21 protein-coding genes are annotated in these 16,879 nt (G+C 63.9%); 14 read left to right on the top strand and 7 right to left on the bottom strand.

Translation table 11 applies throughout. The features are described from left to right. Positions 1-46 precede the first annotated feature (46 nt). The 10 genes from OLX23_RS22745 to OLX23_RS22790 all read left to right on the top strand — a co-directional run bounded on the left by OLX23_RS22745 (position 47) and on the right by OLX23_RS22790 (position 9,210). Positions 47-310 (top strand): DUF2933 domain-containing protein, encoded by a 264-nt coding sequence (locus OLX23_RS22745; protein ID WP_264447542.1) that lies wholly within the window; start codon positions 47-49, stop codon positions 308-310. Beyond that, positions 307-960, top strand: a complete 654-nt coding sequence (locus OLX23_RS22750) for a methyltransferase family protein (protein WP_264447543.1) — start codon at positions 307-309, stop codon at positions 958-960. The genes OLX23_RS22745 and OLX23_RS22750 overlap by 4 nt, the downstream gene beginning before the upstream one ends. Positions 961-1,004: 44 nt before the next feature. Further along, positions 1,005-1,511, top strand: coding sequence for an SRPBCC family protein (locus tag OLX23_RS22755; RefSeq protein ID WP_264447544.1), 507 nt, complete (start codon positions 1,005-1,007; stop codon positions 1,509-1,511). 99 nt (positions 1,512-1,610) lie between these two features. Next, the gene (locus OLX23_RS22760) at positions 1,611-2,057 is read left to right on the top strand and encodes a DUF411 domain-containing protein (RefSeq protein WP_264447546.1); all 447 of its coding nucleotides are present in this window, start codon (positions 1,611-1,613) and stop codon (positions 2,055-2,057) included. A 50-nt stretch (positions 2,058-2,107) separates the two neighbouring features. Then, positions 2,108-2,470, top strand: coding sequence for a hypothetical protein (locus OLX23_RS22765; RefSeq protein ID WP_264447547.1), 363 nt, complete (start codon positions 2,108-2,110; stop codon positions 2,468-2,470). A 77-nt stretch (positions 2,471-2,547) separates the two neighbouring features. Further along, positions 2,548-2,820, top strand: coding sequence for a hypothetical protein (locus tag OLX23_RS22770; RefSeq protein WP_264447548.1), 273 nt, complete (start codon positions 2,548-2,550; stop codon positions 2,818-2,820). Between the two features lie 135 nt (positions 2,821-2,955). Beyond that, positions 2,956-4,188, top strand: a complete 1,233-nt coding sequence (locus OLX23_RS22775) for a TolC family protein (protein WP_264447549.1) — start codon at positions 2,956-2,958, stop codon at positions 4,186-4,188. Continuing rightward, the gene (locus OLX23_RS22780) at positions 4,185-5,669 is read left to right on the top strand and encodes an efflux RND transporter periplasmic adaptor subunit (RefSeq protein ID WP_264447551.1); all 1,485 of its coding nucleotides are present in this window, start codon (positions 4,185-4,187) and stop codon (positions 5,667-5,669) included. Before OLX23_RS22775 ends, OLX23_RS22780 begins: the two co-directional genes overlap by 4 nt. Beyond that, the gene (locus OLX23_RS22785) at positions 5,666-8,824 is read left to right on the top strand and encodes an efflux RND transporter permease subunit (RefSeq protein ID WP_264447552.1); all 3,159 of its coding nucleotides are present in this window, start codon (positions 5,666-5,668) and stop codon (positions 8,822-8,824) included. Before OLX23_RS22780 ends, OLX23_RS22785 begins: the two co-directional genes overlap by 4 nt. Further along, the gene (locus tag OLX23_RS22790) at positions 8,821-9,210 is read left to right on the top strand and encodes a copper-binding protein (protein WP_065847539.1); all 390 of its coding nucleotides are present in this window, start codon (positions 8,821-8,823) and stop codon (positions 9,208-9,210) included. Before OLX23_RS22785 ends, OLX23_RS22790 begins: the two co-directional genes overlap by 4 nt. 64 nt (positions 9,211-9,274) lie before the next feature. Here the strand turns inward: OLX23_RS22790 and OLX23_RS25780 are convergent, their stop codons facing one another. Together OLX23_RS25780 and OLX23_RS22795 are read right to left on the bottom strand one after the other, a co-directional pair. Beyond that, positions 9,275-9,502, bottom strand: a complete 228-nt coding sequence (locus OLX23_RS25780; protein WP_082594896.1) for a GDCCVxC domain-containing (seleno)protein — start codon at positions 9,500-9,502, stop codon at positions 9,275-9,277. Beyond that, positions 9,495-9,863, bottom strand: a complete 369-nt coding sequence (locus OLX23_RS22795; RefSeq protein ID WP_056383935.1) for a mercuric reductase — start codon at positions 9,861-9,863, stop codon at positions 9,495-9,497. The genes OLX23_RS25780 and OLX23_RS22795 overlap by 8 nt, the downstream gene beginning before the upstream one ends. An 83-nt stretch (positions 9,864-9,946) precedes the next feature. Here OLX23_RS22795 and OLX23_RS22800 point away from each other — a divergent pair, with 83 nt between their 5' ends. Together OLX23_RS22800 and OLX23_RS22805 are read left to right on the top strand one after the other, a co-directional pair. Beyond that, on the top strand, positions 9,947-10,354 hold the full coding sequence (locus tag OLX23_RS22800) for a MerR family transcriptional regulator (protein ID WP_056383936.1): 408 nt from the start codon (positions 9,947-9,949) through the stop codon (positions 10,352-10,354). A gap of 70 nt (positions 10,355-10,424) precedes the next feature. Then, positions 10,425-10,538 (top strand): copper-binding protein, encoded by a 114-nt coding sequence (locus tag OLX23_RS22805; RefSeq protein WP_022684336.1) that lies wholly within the window; start codon positions 10,425-10,427, stop codon positions 10,536-10,538. A gap of 132 nt (positions 10,539-10,670) precedes the next feature. Here OLX23_RS22805 and OLX23_RS22810 read toward each other — a convergent pair whose 3' ends face one another. After that, positions 10,671-11,009, bottom strand: a complete 339-nt coding sequence (locus OLX23_RS22810) for a hypothetical protein (RefSeq protein ID WP_264447555.1) — start codon at positions 11,007-11,009, stop codon at positions 10,671-10,673. Between the two features lie 879 nt (positions 11,010-11,888). On the opposite strand from OLX23_RS22810, the gene OLX23_RS22815 reads away from it, so the two are divergent. Next, entirely contained in the window at positions 11,889-13,793 is a 1,905-nt protein-coding gene (locus OLX23_RS22815; RefSeq protein ID WP_056383938.1) for a cytochrome c/FTR1 family iron permease, read from the top strand. Here the strand turns inward: OLX23_RS22815 and OLX23_RS22820 are convergent. The 4 genes from OLX23_RS22820 to OLX23_RS22835 are packed head-to-tail and all read right to left on the bottom strand — an operon-like array spanning position 13,779 to position 16,069. After that, entirely contained in the window at positions 13,779-14,321 is a 543-nt protein-coding gene (locus tag OLX23_RS22820; protein ID WP_056383940.1) for an MAPEG family protein, read from the bottom strand. The genes OLX23_RS22815 and OLX23_RS22820 overlap by 15 nt on opposite strands. Before the next feature lie 10 nt (positions 14,322-14,331). After that, positions 14,332-14,976 (bottom strand): class I SAM-dependent methyltransferase, encoded by a 645-nt coding sequence (locus tag OLX23_RS22825; RefSeq protein ID WP_089221187.1) that lies wholly within the window; start codon positions 14,974-14,976, stop codon positions 14,332-14,334. Continuing rightward, entirely contained in the window at positions 14,973-15,608 is a 636-nt protein-coding gene (locus tag OLX23_RS22830) for a cation diffusion facilitator family transporter (protein ID WP_056383944.1), read from the bottom strand. The genes OLX23_RS22825 and OLX23_RS22830 overlap by 4 nt, the downstream gene beginning before the upstream one ends. 56 nt (positions 15,609-15,664) lie before the next feature. Continuing rightward, positions 15,665-16,069: a MerR family transcriptional regulator gene (locus OLX23_RS22835; RefSeq protein WP_056383946.1), complete on the bottom strand. Its 405-nt coding sequence runs from the start codon at positions 16,067-16,069 to the stop codon at positions 15,665-15,667. A 75-nt stretch (positions 16,070-16,144) separates the two neighbouring features. Between OLX23_RS22835 and OLX23_RS22840 the strand changes: the two genes are divergently transcribed. Further along, the gene (locus OLX23_RS22840; RefSeq protein WP_089221186.1) at positions 16,145-16,810 is read left to right on the top strand and encodes a cation transporter; all 666 of its coding nucleotides are present in this window, start codon (positions 16,145-16,147) and stop codon (positions 16,808-16,810) included. Positions 16,811-16,879 lie beyond the last annotated feature (69 nt).

Here is a 16,879-nt window from a genome sequence, read left to right on the forward strand (position 1 = left end):
AGCGGATGATATGTCCGGTTGACAGCGAGGAAAGAGAGTCGCGGCAATGGATGATCAGAGCGCCCGTCGTGCCTTTCGGGGCAAGATCGTGTTCGTGGGATTTCTCCTGGTGGCCGGATTCTATCTGATTACCGAACATACCGCACACTTTCTTGGCGTGCTTCCTTTCCTGATATTCCTAGCCTGCCCGCTCATGCACCTGTTCATGCACGGCCATCACGGCGGCCACGCACACAATCATGGCGACAGCGCGGATCAGTCCACGCAGACGACCACATCTCACGCGCAGGCTGAAGGGCAAGGACAATGACGCACCCTGACTATGGATATGGTCTGTGGGGACTGGCGCTCCTGAACGCCGCCGTCTTTATCTTGTTCGCATTCAGTTTCTTCAAGCCCGCGACAAAGCGGGATTGGCGTAGTTTCGGTGCGTTTAGCGCCTTCATCGTCGCTTTGTTTGCTGAAATGTACGGCTTCCCGCTGACGATCTTTCTGCTCTCCGGGTGGCTCCAATCCCATTTCCCGGGGGTGAACTGGTTGAGCCACGATGCCGGACACCTGCTCGAGATGATGTTCGGCTGGCACGTCAACCCGCATTTCGGGCCATTCCACATCGCAAGCTTTCTGCTGGTCGGCTCTGGCTTCTGGCTGATTTCGGCCGGGTGGGCGCCCCTCCACGCAGCCCAACGTGTTCACAAGCTGGTGACGACAGGTATCTATGCCAGGGTCCGTCACCCGCAATATGACGGATTCATTCTCGTCATGTTGGGCTTTCTACTGCAATGGCCGACGCTCCTGACACTTGCCATGTTTCCAGTCCTGGTGGTGATGTATGTGCGGCTCGCTCGGCATGAAGAAGCCGACGCAATCGCCGCCTTTGGTCAGGACTATCGCGACTATATGGCCAGAGTACCGGCCTTCCTGCCCAAGTTTGGAGGATTTATCGCCACCCCTCGGTGACGGCATGGAAGAGCAAGCCCCTTGTAGCAAGCGAAGCGGATCTGATGGCCACTAGATCATATGCGCATCATTTCTCGAAGGCGGCTGCAGTCAACGCGACGCCTGATGAGGTCTTTGCCTATGTCGATAGTCACGAGCGCCTCACTTCGCACATGATGCGTTCATCGACAATGATGGCCGGCGGCCGGATGAACTTGTTCCTTGACGAAAAGGAAGGGCGCGCTGTCGGAGCGGTAATCGGAATGTCAGGTCGCATGTTCGGACTCAATCTGACGCTGCAGGAAGTCGTAACCGAGCGCGAGCCGCCGATGCGCAAAAGCTGGGAAACCATTGGTCAACCGAAGCTCTATGTGATCGGTCTCTACCGCATGGGCTTCGCCATCGCGCAGACCAATGGTCACACGATGCTCACGGTCATTATTAACTATGATCTGCCCTCCGGGCTTTTCGCATGGATAGGCTGGCTGCTGGGCGGCTTCTACGCCAGATGGTGTGTCGTCAACATGGTCGAGGGGGTTGTGAAGCATTTCGAATCACCGACATGCTCCTAGCGAGTGACTGCGTCAGTCGCTCCGCCGCCCCCCCAGACAGACCAGAGCACCGGGATAGATACGCTGCAACCGATCAAGTAAGGCAGAGGGAAATCGACGATGAGAGCTATCACCATAAAGTCCGCGCTTGTAAGCTTGGCGATGATGATGGCCACTGGCGCGGTCGCCGCCAGTCCCATCCTCATCCACCGGGATCCGGGCTGCGGCTGCTGCGAGAAATGGGCCGAACAGGTGCGAGCGCAATTCGGGCGCCCTGTCAGAATCGTCGATGATCGCTCGCGCGCCGCTTTCCAGCGCGCGCGGGGCGTCCCGTCACGGCTGTCCTCCTGCCATACCGCGGTGATCGATGGGCTTGTTTTTGAGGGACATGTGCCGGTCGCCGACATGAAGCGGCTTCTCGCGCAGCGTCCCCGTGGTGTCAGCGGCCTCGCGGTTTCAGGGATGCCGATCGGTTCACCCGGCATGGAAGTGCCCGGCCAGCAGGCGCAGCCCTATGTCGTGATTGCGTTCGGACCTTCAGGCCAGCGCATCTTCGCTCGCCATTAAGGCTAATCTTCATTTGGTTCTGAGTTGGGCTTTTGCTAGAAGTACTCGTCGTGAAACGCTTTCTCGCCTCCCTGCTTCTCATCGGAGCGCTATTTGGTCTCTTTGGAGCCCAGATGGCGGCGGCTCGAAGTGTGCCGACGGCGATGGCCGCGCCAAAGGCGATGGCGATGGACGCGGATTGCATGGCGATGATGGCCAAGCAGAAGCCCGCGCCTGAAAAACAGCCCTGCAAGGGCCTCACGCTCAACTGCATCGCCGCCATGGGATGCGTCATTCCATTGGTCACGGCCGACCTTTCCACCGACATTGCCACGGCTCGCGTCTATGGGGCGACGGGCTTTTGGCCGACCGATACCGTCTTGACCGGCAAGTCTTTCGCGCCCGATCCGGATCCCCCCACGACTCTTGGCTGATTGGACCATTGTGTCCGGCCCCTGCGCTCCTCCGCGCAGCGCCGTGACCTTTTTCAATTCAGACAAGGATATTCGTGATGAACATGAAGATGATTCTGGCTGCCGTGACGGCCGCCTTCAGCGTCGCCGCACCTGCTTGGGCTGATGCGTCGCACGACTCGAGCCAGGGCCATTATGAATGGCGATCGGTGCCGCAATATGGCCCGCGTACAACCGGCCCGGTCCGGCAGCGCGTCTGGGTCGCGGATCATGCCCAGATGGCAAATTGCGACTGCGACATGATGAAGATGCGCGCCGACGAGTGCATGGGCAACATGCATCGCGGCCGCGACAAGCCGTCGGCCGGCTAAGCTCGAGTTCCCGGCCGTCAGATCAAAACAGCTAGGCCAGGCGCGCGGCGCCGGCGCGGGACATCAAGCCCTGCGTCGGTGCCGTGTTGGCAGCTTTGTGATCGCGCGCCGGGGACTCCCGAACGGGAGATGTTCATGCGCACCCTTGCCCTCGCCCTGCCGCTATTGGCGCTACCGACCACAGCCGCTTTGGCAGGACCGCTTCGCTTCGAGGAGGCGCTTGCCAGAGCCGAAGCCCAAGCCCCTTCGCTTCGCGCCAAAGCGCTGGAGGCGGACGCGCGCCGATCGGCGCTGCCCGCCGCTGGGCAGCTTCCCGATCCCAAGCTCGGGCTCGGCATCGACAATTTCCCGGTCTCTGGCCCGCCGGCCGGGAGTTTCGTCGAAGACAGTATGACGATGGCGCGCGTGGGCGTCTCGCAGGAGGTCCCCAACGCCGCCAAGCGCCACGCCCGCACGAGCCGGGCGCAAACCGATCTCCAGGCCGCCGAAGCAACGCTTTTATCCGAGAGCCGCCGGGTCAAGGTAGCGACAGCGTTGGCGTGGATCGATCTCGCCTATGCGGAGCGCCGCCTCGCCGCCCTCGATGGCATTCTTTCGCGACTTGCCCCCCTCCCCTCCGCGGCGAAGAGTGGCGTCGCCGCGGGCACCGCGCGCCCCGCGCAGACGCTGCAGGTTCGACAGTCCCTCGCGGTCCTGGAAGATCGCAGGAGCGAACTCGCGGCTGCAGTGGGACGCCAACGCGCGATCCTTTCGCGCTGGACCGGCGAGCCAGCGCCGGAGGCAGTCGGAGACATCCCAACGCTCACCGTCGATGCCACGGCCCTGCAATCCGGGATAGCCAATCATCCCTATCTCGGCGCCGCCCATGCCCGGGTCGCCCAGGCCGAGGCTGACGTGGCCATCGCCCGGGCAGACAAGCGTCCCGACTGGGCCTTCGACGTCGCCTATCAGCGCCGGGCTGACCGCTATGGCGACATGGTCTCGGCCGGCGTCACGATCAGCCTGCCCCTTTTTGCCAAACGGCGGCAGGATCCGATGATCGCCGCCAGCGCAGCGAGCGCAGCCGCGGCGCTGGCCGAACAGGAGGATATGCGCCGGTCGCTTCTCGCCGATCTCGAAGCCGGCCTTGCCGACCATGCCATGCACCATGAGCAATGGATGCGCGCCCGCAACACGCTGCTGCCGCTCGCGCGCAACCGGGCCGAGCTCGAGACAGCAAGCTATGCGGCGGGTCGCGCCGGACTGCTCGACGTGATCGAAGCACAAACCCTGCTCGCCGACAGCGAGCTTCAATTGCTCGACAGGGAGGCCGAAGTCGCACGCGATGCCGTGCGGCTCGTCCTCACCTTTGGGGGGAATAGCCAATGAAATTCGACCCAACCTCGCGCGCGCAGATGGGCATGGCCGCCGCAGCGCTCGCACTCGCGGCGGGTGGCCTCGGCTATGGCCTCGCGAACTGGCGCCATGAATCTCCACCTGGGGCAACAGCGCAGAGCGGACGCAAGATCCTCTACTGGTACGACCCGATGGTCCCGAGCCAGCATTTCGACAAGCCGGGCAAGTCGCCGTTCATGGATATGGAGCTTGTCCCCAAATATGCCGACGAAGCAGCGAGCGGCGAGACCGGCGTGGCGATCAACCCAAGCCGCACACAATCGCTTGGCCTGCGCATCGCGGAGGCGCGAACGGGCACGCTGGGATCGAGCCTCACGGCGACTGGCACGATCGAGTTCAACGAGCGCGACATCGCCATCGTCCAGGCGCGGACCGGAGGCTTCGTTAACCGTGTCTATGCGCGCGCGCCGGGCGATGTGATCGGGGCGGGCGCCCCGCTCGCCGATATTCTGGTGCCGGAATGGGCGGGCGCGCAGGCAGAGTATCTGGCGGTGCGGCGGATCGGCGATGCAGGCCTCAGCCGCGCCGCCCGTCAACGACTCCTGCTGCTGGGCATGCCCGCAGGAACGGTCGCTGCGGTCGAACGAACCGGGCGGCCGCATAATGTGGTGACGATCTCGGCGCCGACCGGCGGCACCATCAAGACGCTCGGCGTCCGGGCCGGGATGACGGTCGCGAGCGGTCAGACGCTCGCCGAGGTCAATGGCCTCGGCACGGTATGGCTGAATGCCGCGGCGCCGGAGGCGATGGCCGGCAGGCTGCGCCCGGGCCAGAGCACAACCGCGACCCTCGCCGCCTATCCGGGCGAGCGTTTTACCGGCCGCATCGCGGCCATTCTCCCGAGCGTCGCCGCCGAAAGCCGGACGCTCACCGTGCGGATCGAACTTCCCAATCGAGGCGGACGCCTGCGCCCCGGCATGTTCGCCTCGGTCGATCTCGGCGGCGCTGCGCGGCCGGCACTGCTCGTCCCCTCGGAGGCGGTCATCCTCACTGGCAAGCGCGCGCTGGTCATGCTGGCTCTGGCGCAAGGGCGCTATCGGCCCGCCGAGGTGCAGACCGGCGCCGAGTCGGGAGGCCAGACCGAAATCCTTGCCGGCCTCGCCGAGGGGGAGAAGATCGTCGCATCGGGCCAGTTCCTGATCGACTCCGAGGCCAGTCTCTCGGGCATCGAGGCGCGCCCGATCGGCGGGGCAGCCCCAACTCCGCGGCCGGAAGCGCCATCGACCGGCGCCTATCGCTCCAACGGCCGGATCGAGAGCATCGCGGGCGACAGGATTACCCTCAGTCACGCCCCTGTCCCCGCGCTCAAATGGCCCGCCATGACGATGACGTTCAAGCTGGGGATCCCGGCGCTCGCGCGCGGGCTCAAGAAGGGCGACCGCGTCGTCTTCAGCTTCGACCAGGCGGCGGAAGGCCCGGTCGTTCGCACGCTGAGCCGCGAGGCGGCGCGATGATCGGCCGTCTCATCGACTGGTCGGCCAACAATCGCCTGTTCGTGGTACTCGGCGCCCTGGCGCTCGTCCTCGGCGGACTCCTTGCCTTGCGCAGCACGCCGATCGACGCGCTGCCCGACCTCAGCGACACCCAGGTCATCATCCGCACGAGCTATCCGGGCCAAGCCCCCCAGATCGTCGAAAATCAGATCACCTACCCGCTCGCGACGACGATGCTGTCGGTGCCCGGGGCGAAGACCGTGCGCGGCTATTCCTTCTTCGGCGACAGCTTCGTCTATGTCATTTTCGCCGATGGGACCGACCTCTATTGGGCGCGCTCGCGCGTCCTTGAATATCTCAACCAGGTCCAGGGCCGCTTGCCTGACACCGCACGCAGCGCGATCGGCCCCGACGCCACCGGGGTGGGGTGGGTCTATCAATATGCGCTGGTCGATCGGACCGGCGGACACGACCTCGCGCAGCTGCGGTCGCTCCAGGACTGGTTCCTCCGCTACGAGCTCAAGAGCCTGCCTGGGGTGGCCGAAGTCGCCAGCATCGGCGGCATGGTCAAGCAATATCAGGTCGTGCTCGATCCGGTGAAACTCGCCGGTTACGGTATCACACACCGCCAAGCCGTTGAGGCGATCGGGCAGGCCAATCAGGAGACCGGCGGCTCGGTCCTCGAACTCGGCGAGGCCGAGTATATGGTGCGCGCTTCGGGCTATCTGCAGTCGCTCGACGATTTTCGCGCCATACCGCTGCGCACTGCGGCCGGCGGCGTGCCGGTAACGCTCGGCGACGTCGCGACCATCCAGCTTGGCCCCGAAATGCGCCGCGGTATCGCCGAGCTCGACGGCGACGGCGAAGTGGCGGGCGGAGTCGTCATCCTGCGTTCGGGATCAGACGCACGTGCCACTATCCAGGCGGTGCAGGACAAGCTCGAGCTCTTAAAGAAGAGCCTGCCGCGCGGCGTCGCGATCGTGCCGACCTATGACCGCTCGCACCTCATCGATGCCGCGATTGAGAACCTCACGCACAAACTTGCCGAAGAGTTCGTGGTTGTGGCGATCGTCTGCGCGCTGTTCCTCTGGCACGTGCGCTCGGCGCTTGTCGCGATCGTCACGCTGCCGCTTGGCGTCCTCGCCGCCTTCATCGTGATGCATTTCCAGGGCGTCAACGCCAACATCATGTCCTTGGGCGGGATCGCGATCGCGATCGGCGCCATGGTCGACGCCGCGATCGTGATGATCGAGAACGCCCACAAGCGGATCGAGCAATGGGAGCATGATCATCCCGGTGAAGAGCTGGCCGGGGGGGCGCGCTGGACGGTGATCACCGACGCGGCGCGCGAGGTGGGTCCCGCGCTCTTCTTCTCGCTCCTCATCATCACCCTGTCCTTCGTGCCCGTCTTCACTTTGGAAGCACAGGAAGGGCGTCTCTTCGCGCCGCTCGCGTTCACCAAGACCTACACCATGGCGGCCGCGGCGATCCTGTCCGTGACGCTGGTTCCGGTGCTGATGGGCTGGCTCATCCGGGGCAAGATTCCTTCCGAGCAGGCCAATCCGGTCAACCGCGCGCTGACGCGGGCCTATCGTCCCGCCATCGACTGGGTGTTGAAGAAACCCAAGGCGACCCTCGTCCTCGCGGGGCTGGTCTTCCTGACGACCGCTTGGCCGCTGTCCCGGCTCGGCGGCGAATTCCTGCCGGCGATGAACGAGGGCGATCTTCTCTACATGCCCTCGGCGCTGCCGGGGCTCTCTGCCGCCAAGGCCTCGGAGCTGCTCCAGCAGACCGATCGCATGATCAAGTCGGTGCCTGAGGTCCAGAGCGTGTTCGGGAAAGCGGGGCGCGCGGAGAGCGCGACCGACCCCGCCCCGCTCGAGATGTTCGAGACGACGATCCGCTTCAAGCCGCGCGAGCAATGGCGGCCCGGCATGACTCCGGAGAAGCTGGTCGAGGAGCTCGACCGCACCGTGAAAGTACCCGGCCTCGCCAACATCTGGGTGCCGCCCATCCGCAACCGGATCGACATGCTGGCGACCGGCATCAAGAGCCCGATCGGGGTCAAGGTCTCTGGGTCGGATCTTGCCGCCATCGACCATATCGCGCGCGAGGTGGAACGGGTCGCGAAGGGAGTGCCCGGAGTGAGCTCCGCACTCGCCGAGCGGCTGACAGGCGGGCGTTATGTCGATGTGCAGATCGATCGGATCGCCGCCGCGCGATATGGCCTCAACATCTCCGATGTCCAGGCGATCGTCGCGGGCGCGATCGGCGGCGAGAATGTCGGCCAAACCGTCGAGGGGCTGGCGCGCTATCCCATCAATGTCCGCTACCCGCGCGAGTTGCGCGACAGTCCGGACGCACTGCGCGCTCTTCCGGTGCTCACGCCATCGGGCCAGCAGATCACGCTGGGCAGCGTCGCGCAGATCGCGATCAGCGACGGACCGCCGATGCTGAAGACCGAGAACGGACGGCCATCGACCTGGGTCTATGTCGACGTCCGGGGACGCGATCTCGCCTCGGTGGTCGATGATCTGCAGACTGCGGTGGCCCGCGAGGTCAAGCTCTCGTCGGGTGTCAGCCTCGCCTATTCGGGCCAGTTCGAATATCTCGCGCGCGCGATCGACCGGCTGAAGATCGTCGTGCCGGCGACGCTCGCGATCATCTTCCTGCTGCTGTACCTCATCTTCCGGCGGCTCGACGAGGCAGTGCTCATCATGGGCACACTCCCCTTCGCGCTCACCGGCGGTTTCTGGATCCTCTACCTGCTCGGCTATCACCAGTCGGTCGCGACCGGCGTCGGGTTCATTGCGCTTGCCGGCGTCGCCGCCGAGTTCGGCGTCGTGATGCTGATCTATCTCAGGGATGCCCTCGAGGCGCGGGGCGAGAGGCCGTCGCACGAAGATATTGCAGAAGCGGTGCGCGAAGGCGCGCTGCTCAGGGTCCGGCCCAAGGCGATGACCGTCGCCGTCATTATCGCGGGGCTTTTGCCGATCCTCGTCGGCTCCGGCGCCGGCTCGGAAGTCATGAGCCGGATTGCCGCACCCATGGTCGGCGGCATGCTGACCGCGCCGCTTCTCTCGATGTTCGTCATCCCCGCCGCCTATCTGCTTCTGAGGCAGCGGTCTTCTCAACCCTCGATCCCAATGAAGCACCACGAAAGGAACCTGCAATGAAAGTTCACGCTCTGTCCGTCCTGGCCCTGACCGCTGCCCTTGCTGCATGTGGCTCGAAGACCGAGACCAATGAGGCGGCAGCGACGAATACGGCGGCACCGGCGGCTACCGAAACCAACGCGATGGCGGGCGACATGGGCAATATGGCGATGTCCCCTACAGCAAAGATGGCCAAGGGCACCGGCAAAGTGACGGCCGTCGACAAGGCCGCCGGAACGATCACGCTCGACCATGGCCCGATCGCCGAGGCCAACTGGCCGGCTATGACGATGGCATTCAAGGCCGCGCCGGCGCTCATCGACAGCGTGAAAGTGGGCGATGAGGTGAATTTCGAGCTGAAGCTCGACGGCAATGCCGGCGAGGTGACCGCGATCACAAAGCAGTAGTCGATTCCAGACCTGCTCCGGGCGGGTCGCCGGAATGCCGGCGGCCCGCCATGGCCAACGATCGTCAGGTGCAGCAGGAGGCGTCCGGCCCGGCGAGTTGGATCGGCGGGCACGGCACGGTCCCGTAGGAGCAGAATACGCAGCAATCGCCGGTCTTCGGCCGCAAGACCGCTCCGCAACCGGTGCAATCATAGAAAAACTGGCAGGCGTTCGTCGGCATCGTCTCCGTCTTCGTCGTGCCGCACAGCGGACAGGTGAGGACCGATTGAGGAACGAAAACGCGCTCAGACATAGGAATAGCCAAGCCAGAACAACGTCACGCCCAGCAGCAAGCCGATGAAAAGGACCGCGCGCACAGCAGGCGGTGTGCAGACGCCCTCGGATGCGCAGGTCATCGCCACGCGCTGCTGCCGCCAGAGCATGATCGCGCCGCCGATCAGGAAGAGCGCGCTCAAGCACAGCAGGAGCATCCGATACGGGCTGGCCGCCAAGGCAATGCCGCCGAGCCATCCGGCACCCAAGCCGGCGGTGGTGAGCAATATGGGCAGCGCGCAGCAGGATGCCACGGCGAAGGCGGCCGCGATTCCGCCGACCGTGAGAACAGCAGCGCCCTCCGCTCCCAAAGAACGGCGCAGTTCAGGCGGTTCGGACATGATGGGCGACTCCTTGTGATCAACGGAATCGCATCCTACCGTCTGTAGCCGCTACAGACTCAACCCCCAATTTTGAGCAGAAGATGACGACATCGGAGATTATCGCAATCGGGGAACTGTCGCGGCGCACACGCTGCAACATTGAGACGATCCGCTATTATGAGCGGATCGGGCTCCTGCCCGAGGCGGCGCGGCGGGGCCGGTATCGGAGCTTCGGCCCCGCGGACGTGGCGCGGCTGCATTTCGTTCGGCGCGCGCGGGAACTGGGCTTCACGCTGGACGAGGTTCGCACGCTGCTCGGCATTGCGACCGCCAATGACATCTCATGTGACGATGCCCGCGAAATCGCGACCTTGCATCTGACGCAGGTTCGCGCGCGGATCGCGGATCTGAAGCGCATGGAGCGGGTCCTTGCCGACACCGTGCGGGCCTGCAGTTCCGGCGATCATGTCGGGTGCCCACTGATCAATACATTGTCTGCGGCTCGCTAAATTCCGCCTGGGCGACGCCTTCTGTACGCCGAACTCCATACTCTTCGGTTCCGGCCCCCGCGTGGAGGTCATGAGCGGCATCGCTGCGACCATGATCGACAGCCTGAAAGTCGGCGATCAGGTGAATTTCGAGCTGAAGCTCGACGGCAATGCCGGCGAGGTCACCAGCATCAGCAACAAGTAATTCGATGAGGGCTTCGGGAGGCACTGTGGAAGCGCCTCCCGATGAGTTCCGACAGTTGGGACAGGCAAATGTTTCGTCAGATCCATGATCGATGGCGAGGGCAAGTTAGCCCCTCGCCATCACTTCACGGCCTCAGCAGACATCGCTCCCGTCGACCCAAACGCGGACCGGTCCCTGCAACGGCGCGCGCGGACCATATTGCGGCCGCATCCGCCACACGTAGCGACCGGTCTTGCCGGTATAGGCCGGATCGCATTCCGGTCCGCCTTTGCCAGTCCACTGGTCGCGTTGGTCGCCAACCTTCTTGCAGACCCTCGCACTCAACTGTGCACGCGGACCAGGAGCTTGGGGTTGCCACTCGCATTTGACGGTGGCCGGTTTCTCGACATCAGCCTGTGCCAATGCCGGAACCGGGGCGGCGACGAGCACTGTGAATGCGGCCGCGGCGGCGGTGAATATCAAGGTCTTCATGATTTCTCTCCTCGGACTGAAGGTGCCGTGGGCAAACTGGCTCCGAGGGGCTGGGCAGCCTATGGCCGTCCAGCGCTTGGGAGGGTTCGCCTGGCGAGTTGTCAGGCCAAGGTGTCGGGTGGATGCTGTTCCGGCGGAGCCGACCGTCCGTGTAGCGCCGGATAAGATGGAAAGACGACAAGAACATCCGCGCTCACTATTTCAGCCGCTAGGGGTCCCCGGCTCTCGAGCGCATATAAAGGGAGACACCCCATGCCTGCCAGGCAAGCGAGCGTCATCCGCTGACAGGGGAGTGGTTTCTCGCCATCGTCCTGCGTCATCCCGACACAGTCCATGGGCATCGTTGCTGCCGCGTTCGCGCTTATGGCGGTTGCCACAGCGGGATCTGCGGCAACTGTGGCTATCTGTCCAAACAGGCCGAGAAGGACGCCTAAGATCAGCGCAAATTTGTGCGCTCGTCTCATGTCCGCATTCTCTGCCTGATGCTGAATTGAGTCAAGTTTCCCAAGACCATAATTGGGCCGAGACTCAGCCAACGACGTAAGCTCACGTCATACAGAGCCAAGATCATGCGCGACGCAGCTACCCCTTACCAATTCCAGCTTTGTTGCCCTTGCTGGCTGCCCCGATGGAACCTCGAGCTTCATTGCGCGCGCCGTCGGATCACGCTCATGAACGACCAAGCATGCCGGGGTGTTGGGCGCGCTGCCGCGCCCGTTGATACCACTTGACCCTCTAGCTACTACAGGGTGCAAGTTGCGAACAATTCTTATCAGAGACTCGCAAATGTATCCTCGCTCGCCTGCCGCCATTTCCGTCGTTCTTCCCCTCAGATGGCGCCGGACAGCGCATCTCATTGCGCTGGCGTTCGCAACCCTAATGATGATCTCGCTCCCAGGACGAGCCTTGGCGAGCGATGCGGACGTTCAGACCAGCTGGCGGCTGCTCGATTATATCGGGGTGGATTACGCCGGGGCTGTCGCGGACGGGAAAGTGACAAGCTCGGCCGAATATGGCGAGATGACCGAGTTCGCGGCACAGGTCGAGACACGACTCAAGGCCCTGCCAGAAAAGCCGGCGAAGGAAGACCTTCTCCGCCGATCGGCCACACTGCGAAGCGCGATCGCCGCGAAATCAGCACCCGCGGTCGTCGCCGAGCAATCGCATCTTCTCGCCTCGGCACTCCTGGCGGCCTATCCGGTGCCGCTCGCACCGGGCACTCCCCCCGATCTAAACCGGGCCGCTAAGCTGTACGCCGAAAATTGCGCGAGCTGTCATGGCATGAACGGCGACGGGCGCGGGCGCGATGCGGCCAAGCTCGACCCGCCACCCATCGCCTTCACCGACAAGGAACGTGCCGACCAGCGCAGCCTCTTCGGTCTCTACCAGGTCATCAGCCAGGGTCTGGACGGCACCGCCATGCAGAGCTTCGAGGCGCTACCGGAAGCGGACCGCTGGGCCCTGGCATTCTATGCCGGCCATTTCGCCTATCCTGACGCTGCCGCCAGCGAAGGCGAGCGTCTTTGGCGGGAGCGCGCCGATATGCGTTCAAAATATCCCAATCTGGCGGCTCTGGTCGGGACGACGCCGGCCGCCTTGGCCCGCGACCTCGGCCCCAAAAACGCTGCGATGCTCACGGCCTTTCTGCGCCGACATCCGGATGCCGTCACCGCTCGTCCCGACGGCTCGCTTGCGCTTACGCGTGAACGCCTGGCCGAAAGCTTGACCGCCTATCGGGCCGGCGATCGCAAAGCCGCAGCCGAATTGGCTCTTTCGGCCTATCTCGACGGCTTCGAGCCGGTTGAGCCGGTGTTGTCCGCACGCGACGCTGCGCTCATGGCGCGGATCGAGACAGGGATGGCGCAGCTTCGTGCGGCCATCGGGCAAGGGCGCCCTACGGCCGAGGTGGAAGCGGCGAACCGTTCACTGGCCAACCTGTTTGCTGAGGCCGAGGCCGCGCTGGCGCCGGAACGGGCAAGTGGAGCATCCAGCTTCCTGGGGGCGTTCGGCGTATTGTTGCGCGAGGGGCTCGAAGCGCTTCTGATCGTGGTTGCGATGATCGCCTTTCTGAAGAAAACTGATCGACCGGACGTCCTCGGCTATGTTCACGGCGGATGGGCGGTAGCCCTCGCAGCCGGTGTCGCGACCTGGTTCGCGGCAACCTACTTCATCACCGTGAGCGGCGCATCGCGGGAACTTACCGAGGGCTTCGGTTCCCTCTTCGCTGCAATAATCCTGCTCAGCGTCGGTATCTGGATGCATGGTAAGAGCAATGCCGAGGCATGGCAACGCTATGTGAAGGCGAAGGTCAGCGCCGCCCTTTCCCGCCGCTCGGGCTGGTTCTTGTTCCTGCTATCGTTCGTCGTCGTCTACCGGGAAGTCTTCGAAACGATCCTGTTCTATGCGGCTCTCTGGGCCGAGGGAAATGGCGCAGCGATGCTCGCGGGCGCAGGCGCCGCAGCGGGTCTGCTTGCGCTCGTCGCGTGGATAATGTTGCGTTACAGCGCTCGCCTGCCGATCACCCAGTTCTTCTCCTGGAGCTCGGTCCTGATCGCGATCCTGGCCGTCGTGCTCGCCGGCAAGGGTATCGCCGGTTTGCAGGAGGCCGGTATCCTCGGCGTGAGGCCGCTGGTGGACGTGCCACGTATCGAGATTCTGGGTCTCTTTCCGACCAGGGAGAGCGTGCTCGCGCAGGTCACCGCCATCGTAGTGCTTGCCGCCGGCTTCTGGTTCAGCGGTCGCAGTTCGGCGGCGGCCGCATCGCAAGCATCACCCGCCAAATAGCCGAGCGGCGATCAACACAGCGGCGACCGAATAGCAGGTGAGCGTAGCCAGCGCGGTCGTCGCCATCCCGAAGGCGCGGGCGCCAGCGCCCCTGGAATAACAGCGATAGAAACTCACGCGGCCGATGGCGAAAAGCACAGGCGAGGCAATCAACAGTCCCAGCCATCGGCCCTCCGCGATCGAACCAAGGAGCAAATGGGCACCGACGCCCAAGAATGACTGCTCGAGCGTATTTTGCAGGAATGCGACCTTGATCGCGAGCGCCGGGCTGGGCGCGCTCTTGGCGGCCCCGCCAATATCGGCCTCCGAACGATAGCGTCCGCTCGAAACAAGCCGCACCGCCACCAGCACGAGCAGGAAATGGATGCTGCTGGTTTGGATTGCGAAGGCGAGACGCTCGGCAAGCGCTTCCGGAAAGGACATAACCTCTGGAAGAAGCAGCACGCTCCCGGTCGAAACCGCCGCGCAAGGCAGGAGCGCCAGCGCCGACCGTTTCCGGATTTGCCGCTGTTCTTCCGCCAAATCCATCGTTCTCGCCTCAGTCAGGCCGACTCGCCACGATAAGGCCGATGGTGCCGGTAACCGTGTCGAAGCGTGCGACGTCGCGCACCTTGCGAAAGCCCGCAGCTTTGACCAATTCGGGCAGGATCCCATCCGCATTGGGCTGGGTATCGGCGACACCGTCGAGCCGCTGAATAGTCAGGCGGAACAGCACCCGCATCAACCCTTTTTGCCGGCCATAATCGGCAATAACAATCCGTCCGCCGGGTCGCACTGCCGCAAACATTGCGCTCAGGCCGGCCCGCTTCTCCGTCATCGGGACTTGGTGGAACATCAGGCTCGACACGATCGCATCGGCCCCTCTGACGCCGAGATCGCGGGCGAAGCCCTGCTCCCACTCAACGTTCAGGACCGCAACATCCGCCTTTGCGCGCGCAATGGTCAGCGCCTCTTCATCGGGATCGATACCGATCACGCGCACAGCGGGCTGGGAAGCCTTGAGCATGACAGCGAAGCTGCCAGTGCCGCAGCCGACGTCGAGAATTGTCTCGCCCGGCCGGGCTGCCAATTCCTCGAGCATTGCCCGGCGCCAGAGCGTCTCGCGCGTCCAAAGCCGGATCGCGCGGTCGTAGTCCGCAGTGCTGTCCTTTCCGAGCGGCGGGGTGTAAGCACGCGCGTTCACTGCACGACCCGCCTGCCATGCTCCGTCAGCTCCTTGCGGGCATCGCGGATGATGTCATAGGCGGAGTGCAAGAAGAGCAGCGCGATAACTCCCGCGACGAGCAGATCGGGCCATGCCTGCCCGGTCCACGCCACCAACGCCGCCGCCGCGATGACCGCGACATTGGCCAGTGCATCATTGCGCGAGAACAGCCAGATTGCCCGCGAGGTGGCATCGCCCTGATCGCGGAAACGGGCGAGGACCAGCGCGGCAGACACATTGACGGTGAGCGCAATAATGCCAAGCGCGCCCATCAGATCGGCCTCGGGCGGCACGGCGTTGAATATGCGCCAAAGCGCCGATGCGATCACGCCGAGCCCAAGAGTGGCGAGGAACAGGCCCTGAATGAGTGCGGTCCGGCTCCTGGCCACGGCAGACCAGCCAAGCGCGACAAGGCCCACCAAGGTGATGGATCCGTCGCCGATGAAGTCCAGCGAATCCGCCTTGAGAGCTTGGGAGCCTGCGACAAAGCCGCCCACAAGCTCGCAGATTCCAAATCCCAGATTGAGGATTACGACGATCCACAAGGCACGCTTGTAGCCGGGATCTGTTCCGGCGCGGGCGGTGTCCGTTTCGCATCCACAGTCGCTCATCGATTGTCTCCGCAGCGAGTCGCAGCGGAATTCTGCACCCTCTAGTAGCTACAGGGTCAATGCCCGCGCTGAGCGGACGGACCGAGGGCCTCGATAATCCGGCATTCGGATATCGCACCCTGGCTGCACTGGCCGATCAACTCGTCGAGCTCCCGGCGTAGCGCGCGAAGATCGGCGATCTTCTGGTCGATGTGCGCGAGATGGGCGCGGGCGACGGTATCGACGGCGGCGCATGACCGGTTACGATCGTCAGACAAGGTGAGCAGCTCGCGCACCTGGTCGAGGGTGAAACCGAGATCGCGTGCCCTGCGAATAAAGGAAAGCCGCGCCAGGTGAGCGGCACCATAGTCGCGATAATTCGCCGAGGTTCGGCCCGGCTCTGGAAGCAGGCCGATTTTTTCATAGAAGCGGATAGTCTCGACCTTCGTCGAGGTCGTTCGGGCCAGCTCACCTATCTGCATCAGAAATCCTCTTGACCCTATAGTTGCTACAGGGTGCATATAGCGAGCCGTTCTAAGAATACGAGAGCCCGACCAATGGCATGTTCCAGCTGTGCCGCCGACAAAGGCGGCCCCACAAACAGCCCCGCCTGGCGGCGCGCGTTGTGGATCGCGCTGGCCGTCAATGGGCTCATGTTTGCCGCCGAACTGGCCGCCGGCATCATGGGAGGATCGAGAGCACTCCAAGCCGATGCCCTCGATTTTCTTGGTGATGCCGCCAACTATGCGATCAGCCTTGGCGTAGCGGGCCTTGCTCTTGCCTGGCGCGCTCGCGCAGCTTTCGTCAAGGGCGCGACTATCTTCGCATTCGGCCTCTATGTGCTGCTAAACGCGATCTGGGCACTCTCACATGGCACCGTTCCCCATGCCGAGGTGATGGGCGCGGTCGGTTTTGTCGCTCTGCTCGCCAATGGCGGTGTCGCGCTCATCTTGTATCGCTTCCGTGAGGGCGACGCGAACATGCGCTCGGTATGGATTTGCTCGCGAAACGACGCGATCGGCAACATTGCGGTGATGCTGGCCGCTTTGGGCGTGTTCGGCACCGGCTCGGCGCTGCCCGATATAATCGTGGCTGGAATTATGGCGGCGCTCGGGCTGTGGGGTGGTGCGCAGATCTTGCAGCAGTCCATCACCGAGCTAAGGGTTTCAAAGGGGCCAAGCCGGACCGAACTCCTTACTGCGCGTGCGGCCAGCAAGGGGTGAAGGCGAGAATGGTCCGGCTGCTCATCGTCCTCGCCTGCTTGGCCTTCATTCTGTCCCTCGGGACCGGAT

Source organism: Novosphingobium sp. JCM 18896 (assembly GCF_025938095.1).
In the GTDB taxonomy this organism is placed as follows: Bacteria; Pseudomonadota; Alphaproteobacteria; order Sphingomonadales; family Sphingomonadaceae; genus Novosphingobium.